Source organism: Amycolatopsis pithecellobii, assembly GCF_009707865.1.
GTDB classification, from domain to species: Bacteria; Actinomycetota; Actinomycetes; order Mycobacteriales; family Pseudonocardiaceae; genus Amycolatopsis_E; species Amycolatopsis_E pithecellobii.
Map to the genome: position 1 here is coordinate 82,342 of NZ_WMBA01000015.1, position 14,150 is coordinate 96,491.

The 14,150-nt window shown below is 66.1% G+C and carries 11 protein-coding genes and 1 tRNA gene; 10 read left to right on the plus strand and 2 right to left on the minus strand.

From position 1 onward, the window contains the following. The 3 genes from GKO32_RS12665 (at position 1) to GKO32_RS12675 (ending at position 3,390) form a co-directional block, all read left to right on the plus strand. Entirely contained in the window at positions 1-957 is a 957-nt protein-coding gene (locus GKO32_RS12665) for a Ppx/GppA phosphatase family protein (RefSeq protein ID WP_154757026.1), read from the plus strand. A 309-nt stretch (positions 958-1,266) separates the two neighbouring features. Next, a complete protein-coding gene (locus GKO32_RS12670; protein ID WP_246243598.1) occupies positions 1,267-2,901 on the plus strand; it encodes a S8 family serine peptidase in 1,635 nt (544 codons plus the stop codon). Positions 2,902-3,084: 183 nt separating this feature from the next. Next, positions 3,085-3,390, plus strand: coding sequence for a hypothetical protein (locus GKO32_RS12675; RefSeq protein ID WP_154757028.1), 306 nt, complete (start codon positions 3,085-3,087; stop codon positions 3,388-3,390). Here GKO32_RS12675 and GKO32_RS12680 read toward each other — a convergent pair. Next, positions 3,387-4,859 (minus strand): S10 family peptidase, encoded by a 1,473-nt coding sequence (locus GKO32_RS12680; RefSeq protein WP_154757029.1) that lies wholly within the window; start codon positions 4,857-4,859, stop codon positions 3,387-3,389. The two genes, GKO32_RS12675 and GKO32_RS12680, sit on opposite strands and share 4 nt — an antisense overlap. 31 nt (positions 4,860-4,890) lie before the next feature. Here GKO32_RS12680 and GKO32_RS12685 point away from each other — a divergent pair, with 31 nt between their 5' ends. From GKO32_RS12685 to GKO32_RS12715, 7 genes are all read left to right on the plus strand, one after another. After that, positions 4,891-5,589, plus strand: a complete 699-nt coding sequence (locus tag GKO32_RS12685) for a uracil-DNA glycosylase (protein WP_154757075.1) — start codon at positions 4,891-4,893, stop codon at positions 5,587-5,589. Positions 5,590-5,674: 85 nt separating this feature from the next. Next, positions 5,675-7,000, plus strand: a complete 1,326-nt coding sequence (locus tag GKO32_RS12690) for an NAD(P)/FAD-dependent oxidoreductase (RefSeq protein WP_154757030.1) — start codon at positions 5,675-5,677, stop codon at positions 6,998-7,000. A gap of 30 nt (positions 7,001-7,030) precedes the next feature. Beyond that, a tRNA-Leu gene (locus GKO32_RS12695) sits at positions 7,031-7,104 on the plus strand. Positions 7,105-7,385: 281 nt separating this feature from the next. Continuing rightward, on the plus strand, positions 7,386-7,712 hold the full coding sequence (locus GKO32_RS12700; RefSeq protein ID WP_312867835.1) for a DUF6247 family protein: 327 nt from the start codon (positions 7,386-7,388) through the stop codon (positions 7,710-7,712). A 77-nt stretch (positions 7,713-7,789) separates the two neighbouring features. Then, positions 7,790-7,972: a hypothetical protein gene (locus GKO32_RS12705; RefSeq protein WP_246243575.1), complete on the plus strand. Its 183-nt coding sequence runs from the start codon at positions 7,790-7,792 to the stop codon at positions 7,970-7,972. Positions 7,973-8,300: 328 nt separating this feature from the next. After that, positions 8,301-9,065 carry a hypothetical protein gene (locus GKO32_RS12710; protein ID WP_312867841.1) on the plus strand — a complete coding sequence of 255 codons (765 nt, stop codon included), beginning with the start codon at positions 8,301-8,303 and terminating at the stop codon, positions 9,063-9,065. A gap of 285 nt (positions 9,066-9,350) precedes the next feature. After that, positions 9,351-13,121, plus strand: a complete 3,771-nt coding sequence (locus tag GKO32_RS12715; RefSeq protein WP_154757032.1) for a hypothetical protein — start codon at positions 9,351-9,353, stop codon at positions 13,119-13,121. Between the two features lie 436 nt (positions 13,122-13,557). On the opposite strand, the gene GKO32_RS38950 is transcribed toward GKO32_RS12715, so the two are convergent. Beyond that, positions 13,558-14,148 (minus strand): hypothetical protein, encoded by a 591-nt coding sequence (locus GKO32_RS38950; RefSeq protein ID WP_246243611.1) that lies wholly within the window; start codon positions 14,146-14,148, stop codon positions 13,558-13,560. Between the last annotated feature and the right edge of the window lie 2 nt (positions 14,149-14,150).

A 14,150-nucleotide genomic window follows, 5' to 3' on the forward strand; every position in this document is an offset into this window, starting at 1 on the left:
ATGCCCCGAGTTGCCGCGATCGACTGTGGAACGAACTCCATCCGTCTGCTCGTCGCCGAGCTGACGCACCGCCACGACGGCACCGTCGATCTGCGGGATCTGCACCGCGAGATGCGCATCGTGCGGCTCGGGCAGGGGGTGGACGCGACGGGGCAGCTGGCCCCTGAAGCACTCGAGCGCGCCCGCGCCGCGCTCGCCGACTACACGATCGCCGCTCGCCGCAAGGGGGCCGAGCGGGTGCGCATGGTCGCCACTTCCGCCACCCGTGACGCCCGTAACCGCGCCGATTTCTTCGCCATGACAAGGGAAATCCTCGGTGTCGAAGCCGAGGTCATCAGCGGCGACGAAGAGGCGCGACTGTCGTTCACCGGCGCGGTCGGGGAGCAGGATCCCGATGACGGACCGTTTCTCGTGGTCGACATCGGCGGCGGTTCGACGGAACTGGTGCTGGGCGAGTGGGACGGTCAGCGTGCGTCGGTGACCGCGGCGAAGTCGGTCGACATCGGGTGTGTGCGGATCACCGAGCGGGCCCTGAAATCGGACCCGCCGACCCCCGGCGAGGTCGCCGCCGGCCGCGAGTTCGCCACCGGCGTGCTGCGGCAGGCGTTCGACGTGGTCGACGTGGCGAAGGCGAAGACGTGGATCGGCGTCGCCGGCACGGTCACCACACTGTCGGCGGTCGCGCAGAAGCTCCCGGAGTACGACTCCGAGCGGACGCACCTGTCCCGGCTGACGCAGGCGCAACTGTTCGCGCTGTCGGACGAACTGCTCGCCTCGAACCACGAGACCAGGGCGGCGAACCCGGTGATCCATCCCGGCCGGGTCGACGTCATCGGCGGCGGCGCGCTCATCGTGCGGCTGCTCGCCGAGCAACTCGAAGAGCGTGGCGGGCCGACGGACCTGATCGTCAGCGAGCACGACATTCTCGACGGGATCGCATTGTCACTGGCGGATTAGTCCCGCGCGAGTTGCGCGTTCCCGCCGCGCGAGTTGCGCGTTCCCGTTGTGCGTGTTGCGCGTTCCCGGCGCACGCAACGCTCAACTCGCGCGCACGCAACGCTCAACTCGCGCGGGCTTAAGAAAGCGAACCCAGGTTGCCCGAACGAGCACCTGACTTTAGTCGGGATTTCATTCCGCTTTACCGAAACCTTGGGTAGGTTCCTCTCACCTTTGGGTGAGGAGGAGTTGATCTTGAAAAGATCCAGGTTGCTCGTTGCCGCGCTGGCGCTGCCGCTGATCGGCGGAGTCGTCGCCGGACCGTCCGCCATGGCACAACCGCAGCTTTCCGGTGAGACGACGGAATTCACCGTGCTGGCCACAGCCGGGCAGAGTGTCGCCGCCGCCGAGCAGGCCATCCGGAACGCGGGCGGCACCGTGCTGCACAGCAACAGTGCGGTCGGGCTGATCACCGCGAGCGCACCGGCCAACGGATTCACCGAGCGCGTCTCGGCCGACCGCGCGATCTACGGAGCGGCCAAGGCCACCTCGATCGGCCGGGCGCCCAAGGACAGGGCGACCGCGAAACCCGACGCCGTGACCAAGGAACGCGGCGCGGTCAAGAAGAAGGCGCCCGCCGCCGCCGGCACGGACCCGCTCGACGGCCAGTTGTGGGGCCTGAAATCCACGCGCTCGGACCTCGCACGCACGGTGCAGCCCGGTGACAAGCGCGTCAAGGTCGGTGTCATCGACACCGGCATCGACGGCTCACATCCTGATATAGCCCCGAATTTCGACGCCGCCGACTCCCGCAACTTCACCCGCGACATCCCGGCGGACGAGACCGGCGCGGTCGTCGACGGACCGTGTGAATACCGCGGTTGCGTGGACCCGGCCGACCACGACGACAACGGGCACGGCACCCACGTCGCGGGCACGATTGCCGCTGCCGCCAACGGTTTCGGGGTTTCCGGTGTCGCGCCGGGCGTCACCCTCGTCAACCTCCGGGCCGGGCAGGACTCCGGGTTCTTCTTCCTGCAGCCGACCGTGGACGCGCTGACCTACGCCGGGGACGCGGGCATCGACGTGGTGAACATGTCGTTCTATGTGGACCCGTGGCTCTACAACTGCGCGAACAACCCGGCCGACACGCAGGCCGAGCGGCTCGAACAGCGCACCATCACCGAAGCCGTCACGCGGGCGCTGAACTACGCCTACCGCAAGGGCGTCACCGAGGTTGCCGCGCTGGGCAACGAGCACACCGATCTCGGTTCGCCGCAGCCGGACGCGACGAGCCCGGACTACCCGGCCGGTTCGACGCACGACCGCACGATCGACAACGCCGGCTGCCTTTCGATGCCGGTCGAAGGACCGCACACGATCGGCGTCGGCTCGTTCGGCCCCTCAGGTGCCAAGGCCGACTACTCCAACTACGGCACCGAGCAGATCTCGGTTTCCGCGCCTGGCGGGTATTTCCGGGACGGGTTCGGCACGGATTGGTACCGCACCAACGAAAACGAGATCCTGTCGGCCTACCCGAAGAACGTCGGGATCGCCGAGGGGAACATCGACGCGGCGGGCAACGTGACGCCGGACGGGGTCGCGATCGGCGTGCAGAAGGCCACCGCGCCGGACGGCCGGGTGGGCTATTACCAGTTCCTGCAAGGGACTTCGATGGCCACGCCGCATGCGACGGGTGTCGCCGCGCTGATCGTTTCCCAGTACGGCAAGGCAAGCCGTGGCGGGTTCGGGCTGAACCCGGACGCGGTGCAGCGGGTAATCGAAGGGACCGCCGCGCCGATCGCGTGCCCGGTCCCGCGGACGGTGGACTACCTCGACGAAGGCCGGGACGCGTCGTTCACCGCGACCTGTGCCGGCACGCCGGAGTTCAACGGTTTCTACGGTAACGGTGCCGTCGACGCCTACGCCGCCGTGACGCACGGGGCGCCGTACGTCCGAGGTTGACGCAACCGTTCCGGGAGCGCCGGCCGTCCTTCAGTCATGCGGATACTCGTCCTGATGCTGATGGTGGTACTGACGGCCTGTGGGGCTCAGGCCGGCGCTCCCGGGCGGCCATGCCCGGCGATGGGCACGCCAATCGGGATCGGCGTGCGGCTCGCACCCTCCGTTGCCGCGAGGTTTACCGACGTGACGAGTCTGGACGTCTGCTGGAACGGTTCGTGTCACACGTATCCACTGACGTCGAACTCGGAAACGGTGGCGGCCGGCGCAACCTGCACCGGCCCCGCTGATGCGTGCATGGCGCGGATGCGGGAGACCGGCGGGAAGACCGGGTTCGCGATGATCCCCGGTCTTCCCGCCGCGCCGGTGCAGGTGATCTTCGCCGGCCAGACCGCCACTGTCGCGCCGGAAATCCGCTATCCCAACGGTCCCGACTGCGGCGGTGGCGGCCCGCAGGGGCAGCTCACCGTCGACGAAAAGGGAATGCGTTAGCGATTACTGGCCGAGGCGACGAACGCCGCGAGATCCTTCGACTGCTGGACGCGTGAAGGCTCGTGGACGTACATCATATGTCCGGCGGGGTAGTACGCTGATTCGATGTTCTCCCGCAATTCTTCGGGAATCTGCAGGCGTGCCAGCACGTGCTCGGCCGCGAAGTACGGCGTGGCCCCGTCGTAGTAGCCAAGCGCCACATGCACTTTCAGATGCGGATTGGCACGCATCGCGGAGCCGAGTGCGTCCACCGCCGAGACCGCGCGACCCTCGAAATCGGAATACGACCATTCCCGGATGACATCGCTGGAAAGGATTTCGTAGGGCAGGTCGTTCTCGTATTCGAGTTCGGTGCGCACATAATGGTTGAACGTGGCGGAATAGGCACCGATGATCCGGGAAATCGAGGCGTCGTCACTCATCCGCTCGCGGCCGCCGTCCGGTTCCCACGTGGTGAACCGGCCGTCCATGCGGCCCGTCGTCAGACCACGGTCCCGCAGCAACTCGGTGAAGAACCGCAAATGCTCGATACGCAGGTTCACCCTGTCCACATAGGACTCTTCGAGTCCGGTGAGCGACGCGAGCGTCTGCACGGCGGCGGCGCGTTCCTCGTCAGGCAGCCGGGCGCCACGCTCCAGCGCGTACGGCAGCTCGCGCGCCGCGAACTCCTCGGCGTCGGCGAGGACGTCGTCGAGCGGGCGGTCGCCGTGCAACCCGTGGTAGTGCGCGATCGCGGCGTAAGTCGGGACGTAGAACGGGAACGGCTTGTCATTGCCTTCGGTGAACAGGATCGTGCCCATGTCGAGCACGCTGCTGATCAGCATGAGGCCGTTGAGGTACATCCCGTGGCGTTCCTGTAGATGCGCGGCCAGCGCCGCGGCGCGCAGCGTGCCGTAGGACTCCCCGGCGAGGAACTTCGGGGATAGCCAGCGCCCGTTGCGCGAGGTCCACAACCGGATGATCTCGCCGACCGACTCGATATCCGGCGTGAAACCTAAGTATTCCTTGGGTTTCTCGCCCGCCGCGGCACGTGAGTAGCCCGTCGAGACCGGGTCGATGAAGACCAGATCGCTCTGTGCCAGCAGGGTTTCCGGATTGTCGGCCAGCCGATACGGCGGCGGTTCGGGCGCGTCGACGTCACCGGACACCACGCGCCGCGGCCCGAGCAGGCCCATGTGCAGCCACACGCTCGCGGATCCCGGCCCGCCGTTGAACGCGAACGTGACCGGTCGCTCGCCCGGTTCGGCGCCGTCGAGGGTGTAGGCGGTGAGGAACACCTCGGCCTTGGCCTGGTGGCCTTCGAACTTGCCGTCGGTGAGCACCTCCTTGCGCAGCACGATTCGCCCGGTGCGGACGGTGTAGGCGAGCTTGCGGCGTTTGACGGTGAGCGTGTGCTGGGTCGTGACCAGCTCGTCGCTCGGCTCGGGAGCCTTCGTGTCGGAGGTCTCCTCTTCGGGGGTCTCGGGCATGGGGCCAACTTACTGTGGAGAGGTGAGCAGGATGAGATGCGCCACGGTCGCGGAACTCGACGAGGCGGTCAGTGAGTGCCGGCGGTGCCCGCGCCTGGTCGCCTGGCGGGAAGAGGTCGCCAGAACGAAGCGGGCGGCGTATGCGAACGAAACGTACTGGGGCCGACCGGTTCCCGGCATCGGCCCGGCCGACGCGTCGCTGGCGATCGTGGGGCTGGCGCCTGCCGCGCACGGCGGAAACCGGACCGGCCGCATGTTCACCGGCGACCGGTCCGGGGACGTGCTTTTTCAAGCCCTGTATGACGTCGGGCTGGCGTCGCAGCCGAACTCAGTGCGGCGCGGTGACGGACTGGAGCTGTACGGCACCCGGATCACAGCGCCCGTGCACTGCGCTCCGCCCGCCAACAAACCGACCCCGGCCGAACGCGACGCGTGCCGACCGTGGCTGGAACGGGAACTCGAGCTGCTGAAACCGACGTTGCGGGCGATCGTGGTGCTCGGCGCGTTCGGCTGGCAGGCCCTGCTGCCGGTGCTCGCGCACGGCTGGTCGCTGCCGCGGCCGGTGCCGAAGTTCGGTCACGGGGCCGAGTTCATGCTCGGCGAGTTGCACCTGCTGGGCTGCTATCACGTCTCGCAGCAGAACACCTTCACCGGCCGCTTGACGCCGGCGATGCTGCGTGACGTGCTGGCGCGAGCACGGGACGTGGCGGGCCTGCCGCGCCCGATCTGAATCGTTTCGTGCTGGGACGGCGACCCTCGTCACAGCAGGTCGGGGTGCGCGAGCGTCGGGGTGAAGAGGGTGGGAGGATGGTGCTATGGCCGCAGTGAAGTCGGAACCGACCCGGATTTTGATCCTGGGCGGTGGTTACGTCGGGCTCTACACCGCGTTGGGGCTGCAGAAGAAGCTTCGCGCGAACGAAGCGTCCGTCACGATTGTGGACCCCCAGCCACACATGACGTACCAGCCCTTCCTCCCGGAGGCGGCGGCCGGCGCCATCGAGCCGCGGCACGTGGTCGTCCCGCTGCGGCGGGTGCTCAAGCGATGCCATGTGCTCACTGCTCGCGTCAACAAGATCGAGCACGATCGCAAGTCGATCACCGTCGAGGCCGCGGACGGGCATATCGAGCAGCTGAACTACGACGTGCTCGTGGTCGCGCTCGGCGCGGTCCCGCGGCTGCTGCCGATTCCCGGGCTGGCGGAGCAGGGCATCGGGATCAAGACCATCGGTGAGGCCATCTACCTGCGTAACCACGTGCTGACGAAGCTCGACGAGGCGTCCAGCACGCTGGACCCGGAGCTGCGTAAGCGGCTGCTGACGTTCACCGTCGTCGGCGGTGGGTTCGCGGGTATCGAGGCGCTGGCCGAACTCGAGGACATGAGCCGCTTCGCGACGCGGTACTACGAGAACATCGAGCCGGAGGATATCCGGTGGGTGCTCGTCGAGGCAGCCGGCCGGATCCTGCCCGAGGTGCGCGAAACCCTCGGCGTGTGGACGGTCGAGCAGCTGGAGCGGCGCGGGATCGAGGTTTTCCTGTCCACCGCGGCGAAGTCGTTCGAGAACGGGCATGTCGTGCTGTCGGACGGGACGGAGTTCGACAGCGACACGATCATCTGGACCGCCGGGGTGAAGGCCAACCCGGTGCTCGCCAATTCCGATCTGCCGATCGACAAGCGCGGCCGTGTCGAGGCGACGGCGTCGCTGCAGGTCGTGGGGCACCCGGATGTCTGGACCGCCGGTGACAACGCCGCGGTGCCGGACCTGTCGCGCACCGAGCAGGACCCGACGGCCACCACACCGCCGAACGCCCAGCATGCGGTCCGCCAGGCGCGCGTGCTTGCGGCGAACATCATCCGCGTGCTGCGGGGCGGGCAGCCGAAGGACTACTACCACAAGAACCTGGGCGCCGTGGCCGGTCTGGGCCTGCACAAGGGTGTCGCCGACGCGCTGAACTTGAAGATCAAGGGCTTCCCGGCGTGGCTGTTCCACCGCGCCTATCACCTCAAGGCGATGCCCACGGTCAACCGGAAGATCCGCATCCTGCTGGACTGGCTACTCGGCGGCTTGTTCCGGCGCGAAGTCGTGTCGCTCGGGCAGATCAACAATCCGAAGGAAGAGTTCGCCAGGGCGTCGAAGTCCTGAGGCGGCGGGCACCGCATTATGCTCAGCGGTGCCCCCGTAGCCCAACCGGCAGAGGCAGTCGACTTAAAATCGATCAAGTGCGGGTTCGATTCCCGTCGGGGGCACTGTTTCCGCTGGCCAGCGGGTTGTGGCGGATGCTGCTCAAGATCATCGGCCCCATTTACGCCCCACTTTGGCCGGAACCCTCACAAGAGGTCTTCGAGAGCCGCCGCGTTCTCGGCCGAGACGGGGCATGGCAAGTGACGACGATCGACGAGTATCCCAGCCGCAGGTCAGCGGCCATGTGATCGCTCCGTCGCTGATCACCGAACACCCGAATAAGGTCAAGGGGACGCGCGCTCAGCCGATGAGTACGACGTCGTCACGCACGGGCTACCGTGGAGGCGTGACTGCCGCCGCTGCGAACCACGGCCCGGGCCCTTACCGGGAGCGACTCGACTCGCCCCGGGACATCCGCGCTGCTCTGCTGCCCGAGGAGGTCGGGGAGTTCGACGAGGCGTACCAGCGAGCGCTTCGACTGGCGGCGGAGACGCTGAGCCTGGAAGCGCTGCACTCGATGCTGGCCAACTGGCGGCGTATCGCTCGTATGACACTGGTGAACCCTGCGGGGCATCGTCGGATGCTGGAACAGGCGCAGCGGACGATGGAGACCGGTCAGCCGCCCGAGGGGGCCGTGGAGTGGAACCAGCTTCGCGCGGAGCTGGGCATCTGACCCTGTGGCCTACCGCATCCTCACGGACCCCTCAAGTTCATGCTCAGATCGACGCGCTTCCCACTGAGGCGCTGTCCTTGTTGGCCGACGCGATGGGCGTCCTCGAACTGACCCCGTGGAACGGCCCGGCGTACAACGAGGCGAAACCAGACAGCCCGATGCGGCAGTTCGACTTCGGCGAGGGGCGTGGCCTCATCACCTACCTCGTGCTCGACGATCTAGACCGGGTCGACGTACTGGACGTGACCTGGATTGGGTAGGGCAAGTCTCCCGCGCCGACGGTTAACCGTGACGGCGCAGGGAAGATCAACTGCCCCATTTACGCCCCATAATGGTTGTCATGTGACGGTAAGCGACGGAACCGACGAGGCCACTGTTTGCGCTGTTCGCGCAGCTAGTCGTAGGTATCAGCAGGCAACCGCAAAGGCTGTCCAAGATCGCCTGGAAATCGACACAGTGCGGGTTCGATTCCCGTCGGGGGCACTGCACAAACCATCGCCAGCGTCGAACTGCCGCAGGTTTGAATCCTCGGCAGGACTACCAACGGATGGGAACGGGGCTGACCAGGGACTTTTCGTCGGCACGTTGGTGATCGAGGCGAGCTTCGAGCTTCGAGCTTCCGGGCTCAGGCGGGGGCCCGGCATGAGCGCCAGTTCGCAGACGGTTGCCCGGTTTGTTACGGTCACGATGGGTTTGGTCATCGGGCTCACATTCTTCTTCGGGTTTGGGAACGTCCTCAATCTGGCGTTGAAGCTCCAGGTGCCGGTGTTCGTGGCTCCGCTGGTGGCGCCTGCTGTTGACTTGACGGTGCTGGGGTTGCTCGTCGGTACGCGGCACCTGGCGCTGTCCGGGGCCGGCGAGGAGGTGTTGCGGCCGGCGCGACGTCTGCTGTTGGCGGTGAGCGTGGTGACCCTGCTGTTGAACGTCGCCGATCCGGTTTTCGCTGGTCAATGGGGTAAGGCCGCGTTCGACTCTGTTGGCCCACTCCTGCTTGTCGGGGTATGCGAAGCAGGGCCCGGCCTCCTTCGCGCGCTGAGTGCCACGAACACTGATCTCGGGTCAGAGGCGCTGTCCCAATCTTCGTCAGCAGACTCGACGAAGGGCGGTCCGGAAGAGGCAGAGGGGCCCGCGACGCTGTGTCACCAGTATGTTGAAGGGCCGTTTCCAAGCTGGGTTGGTGATCTCGACGAGGAGCTCGTGCAGCGGGCTCGGCAGGCAGACGCCGACCACTGGCGACGTTTTCGTCGTCCGGTCTCTGCGGAGACGCTCCGGAAACAGCTTCGGGTCGGTGCCCGGACATCGCGGGCTCTGGTAGCTCTTGTTCGCTCGGAAAACGTTCCCGCGAGCGCGTGAGGAGCGTGCTGAACGTCTCGCCGGACTCGGCGATGTCTACGACACGGTGGAGTACGCAGACCTCATGGTCTGGGACGTCGATGGTCAAGTCGGGGCCGAGGCGCGACGGTTCGCCGATCTCCGCGCGATCGCATCCGGCTGGTACGAGGCTGATGATGAGTCGCGCGGCGGGCACGCGGGGGCCAACGGCCTAGGATCTCCATCCGGAACGCAGCGAGATCTAGCTGGGACGGTCAAATGGTCGAGGGGGCGGCGCGACGAGGCCAATCCGGCAGGCGTACAGGCGTGGTACCGCGGGGCGGCAGCGTACGTTGGCGTCTGATTGATCGTGTTCTGGCGAACTACGACGCCGAGTCCGTGTTGGCGCTGTTGGGTGCGGCCGTCGACTCTCCGGTCTGTCGTTTGTGGGAGCGCCAGCTGCTGCTGTTGTGGGCGCGTGCCGTTCGCCTACCACCCCGCGGCAGCGTAGAGGCGACGTCGTCCGATCTCGTCGGCTTTGTGGAGCAGGCGGTTCGGGCGGCGCCCGATCGGGTCTCCCGCGGTTACTTCGCGGCGGTGGACGCGCGGGCGATGGTTCGACATGAGATCGCTGGTCGTCGGCTGCGGGTGCATCCAGGTGACCACGTTCATCCACAGGTGTTTCTCCGGTCAATGTCGATGACTGCAGCGGCGATTGATCCGGTGTTGGTGCCGGTTCGCGGGTTCGGGTTGGCCGATGTGATGGAAGTGGTCCTCGGGCATGCCGACATGCTGATCTCGGCCCTCGCCCCTGCGTGGCCCGAGGCGCGGCCTGACGGGCCTGCTTTCTGGGAAGTGGCCGAGCCGGTCGTCAGCGAGGCGGAAATTGCGGTCGTGCGGGACAGGATGGCCGTTGGTCCGGAGGTGTTGGTTACGGAGTGCGGCTACCCAGCGCGGGCCGCAGCGGCATTGACGTGGTTGACCCGTCCAGCATCCGCGATCAAAGTGGCGTCTCGGCCGACTGAGCCGGCATTGGGGCCGACTCTGGTGGTCGACGGCGGCTCCCGAAGCGTGTCTGTGCCAGCAGCGATGACCATGGCGACGTTGGCGGCGGCGACCCAGGAGTTGGCCGACCAGGCGGCGGAGTCGGCGTTGTCCCATCATCGGCTTAACGCGGTCGTTCAGCGGCGGGCTGTTCGGGTACTTACGGGTCACACGACCGTGGAGTTGACCGAGGAGGCGGTCGATGATGCCGCCTCATCGATCCAGGCCCGGTGGGTGATGCCTCCAGACGAACCGGTATCCGCCGTCGTCCGGGGTGAGGCGCGGCGACGCACTGAGCAGGTTCGCGGTCGGCTGCTGGATCCAGAAGTGGTGCAGGGACCGCGGCACGCGACGGTGATCGTGAGCGGCCTGGGCTCGGGTGATCTGGGACTCGCCCTGTATTGGACGGACTACCGCTGGGCACGGGAATCTGCAGGTCGACCTGAGAAGGTTCGGCCGCCTGTGCGGCTCGTGATCTACGGCGGGCCGGCCGTGCTCGCCGCTCAACAGATCACCGATACGGTCCGGCTGCACGTCGAGGAACTTGTCGAGATCCTTTCGGACGCCCAGGGTGATCAGATTCTGCTCGCCTGCTTCCTGGACGACCTCTATCGGCCAGACTCGAAGGCTCCGCTCTTCCTAGATGACGTCCTGGATGCGTGGTCGGTGTGGCGACAGCGCGGCTACCTCGTCCCACCCGTTGACTTCGATGGCGTCTGGGAGGAGCGATACGACCAACCCGACGATCTGCCGTGGGCGCGAGCCGCGGCTTGGGAACCGATTGAGCAGCTCTTGTCCGACGCGGCCGTACCTGCCTCCGTCGGGTGGCCGGTCGCGCGACTGAGCCAGGACGGCGATGAGGCAGACCTGTTCGATCGCGGAGACGGCATCGCCTTGTTGGTACGCCGAGATCCGGGCATCGTGATCTACGCATTCCTCGGCGAGGCCGAAAAACTTGGCCTGAGCCCGGATGCGCTGTTCGGATTCGCCGACGGGGTACGTGTCACGGTAGGTCGCGCCGCGGCAATCTCGTCGCACCTGAACTTAGGTGACCGCGTTCCGCTCAGCCTGGTACTTCGTCTGCTGCCCGAGGCGGCATCGGAGCACGATCAAGAAATCGCAGGCGTTCCGTATCGCGTCGGGGTGTCTGCGGATCGTGCTGTCATCGAGATCGGCATTGTCCCGGAGGCGATGTCACTGTTTCAGGGCGACGGCCTGGAGGGGCACAGTGCACTCGGCTTTGCACTGTACGAGGCCGTAGCACGGTTGCGGCAAGCCCGCGGCGACGCACCCGGCCTCTCCCGCGAAGAGTTTTCCGCTGCGTGGGACTCCTGCCTGCCAGTAACGACCGTGGCATTCGTCGAGTCCGATACTCCGGCCCTGCCTGAGCCGGATGCGCTGCCACGCGGTCCTCACATGAGGATGCGGGCAATCGAGGCTGTGGCACGGACCGTGCGTCAGCACGGCATACCGTCCGGTAGTTACACCGGCGAATCCGCTGTCCAGGTATGCCGGGAGCACCTGTTGCCGGCGCTGGAAGATGCCCTCGTCGCTCGAACCCGTACCTACCGTCCGAGCCTTGTGGATGAGGTTCTACGCCGGCTCAACGCCGCCTATGCAACGCGATTCGTGGAGCAGACCACTATCGCCCGCTCGCTCGCCGGCCCGTTCGCAGACAACTGGATCGAGCACGCACTCGCAGCCGAGGAAGGCGCGGCAGTGACGCGTCCGCTCGAAGTCCTGCTCGAGTACCTCCTGGCCTACTCCCAAGACGGGGATCGAGACGCAGACGTCCTCGATGTCGCCGACCTTGTAGCGCTGGCTGATCTCGTGCTGAGTACCGCGACACGCATCCGCACTGCCGACCAGCATCTGTCGGACTTCGCGGTTCTCGTCGCCGACGGAGTATTCGCCTTCACCGACGAACCGAATGATGTCGACGCCGATCTCGCCAGCCAGGGCTTCGATCACGACGCGTACTCACGCGCTCGCCGTGACCAGCAGGTTGCCCTGGCGCGTGCCGCAGGCCCCGCCGCCGAGCCGGAACACAGACAGCGGATGCCCATAGACGTGACAGCGCGATCGCCGCAGCCGTTCGCGTCATTTCACGACATCGCCGACGAGATCCTCCGCCAAGCCGACGATGGGTTGCGTGGCGCGACAGGCACCGGCCTGGACGCCATCCGAGCCGTCCTGCACACGGCACAAGCCTGGCCTGTCGGTAACGACGGGCTGGCCCGAGTAGAGCCGGGAGCGTTGGTGGCCGACGCAACGGCCTGGAGTCGGCTACCCGAAACCGAAGTGAACGCCGCTCTCGAAACGCTGACACTTAACCGCGAGACTCTGGAACCCTTGAGCGCTGAGCAGGTCGCTGACCTGGAAGATCGACCTGATCGATTGCCGCTTCGGCCCCTGCCCATGGTCAACGGTGTGGTGTTGGTTGGTCCCTGGATCGCCCATGCGGGCCTTACCGCGTACGTCACCTACCTGATGGACAGTCGCCTTCCTCCCCTGCGCGCATTACCTCAACACCTGCTCAACCTCATGCAGCGCCGACGACAACAGCAGAACAACGAACTCGAGGACGAAGTTCTGTCGGTCGTCAACAACCTCGGACTACCTCGCCGGTTTCGTTTCACCCAGGGAGAATTGGCGAGAGCGGGCATCCCGGCGGATGATGGCGAAATCGATCTGTTGGTGGCCGACGTCGAACATCGCCGCCTGTGGGTGTGCGAGATCAAGGATCCGCAAGCAGCACACTCGCCACCTGCGCTGTTCCGGCACATCAGGAGCTTCGTTAAGGGCGACGGGCACGTCGCCAAACTGCTGTCAAAGGCTGATGTGATCGGCGAGCACGCCCGACAAGCAGCCAAAGCGTGCGGGGTAGAAGACGATCTTCCGTGGCGCGTCGTTCCGCTGCTTGTCACACGCTGGGTTGAGCCCGCAGCCTTCATCGCTCATCCGAAGGTCGCCTTTACCGTGCTTGACCGGCTGGCTGCGGTGCTGGGCAAGGATTCAGACCCTGACCCATTGACCTCAACTTATGATCTGTAGGTCGAACCACGCCCGGTTCTGTCTGTAAATGGCAGTTCTTCGATAATCGACGGTGGTGTACCTGCCGAGGAGCTGGTTTGTGGCGTGATTATGTCCGCGATTCTTGACTGCACTTGTTCGTAGACTCTGAACGCACATGTTGACCGCATTTCATGATCAATATGACTGAGTTAGACGGCATTTTGGCGTTACTCGTGATCAAGTCTGGGCGCTACTAGGCGCACCTTCAGATGGTTCGCCCTCAGCTTCGCTCGAGCCCCTGTTGCTTGCCGGGGTGCGTGGCCATCGCGTTACCAATCGTGGGCTGCCCGCTGCGGCGCGAAAGTGGAACAGGTTATCGTGCTGACGGTTGGCGGCGCTGCGTTCCCGAATGACCGATAATCGGCATGAGTGTACGTCTGACTATCCGGACGTCCGGATGGCTCAATTCGCAGTGCTAATCCGATCCAAGCATTCGGATGTTCCGCCATACATGGGCGTAGCTGCGGTACGCCGCGCGCATCCAGGAAGGAACAGAGTTCCAATCGGTGGCCACCTGGCGCTCGCCCCAAGCCACCTGCATGATCCGGCGATCATCGGCGAAGTCCTCGACAAGATCGCGGCGCAGAAAGAGTAGGTGGCCGCGCCAGGGTTTGTCCGCACGGAAGGTGGCGGAGGCACGTCGGCCGTCCAGGCTCACGAGGTCCACGGTGCCGGGTAACTGGCGTAGTCCGAATCGGGCAGCGAACTCGAACGACGGCACGTCGTAGCCCCCGCCGAGCTCGACCTCCGAAGTGCTGTCGGGGGCGAAATCCACGGCGACCTGGTCGAACCTGATGCCGTCGTCCTGCCAGTCGCGGCACAGAGCGCGGCGCGAGAAGGCGCCCGGGGCATTGTCGTCGAAGATCAGCTCGAACCGGGGGCTCCACGGCATCTCAGCGGCCAGCACGTCGCGGACCATCGGCAGCCGAGGGAAGAAGTCGTTCCCGAGATACTCTTGCTCACTGGCGAGCTGTTGGGCGGGTTCAGCGTCCTCCTGCTCCAGCACGA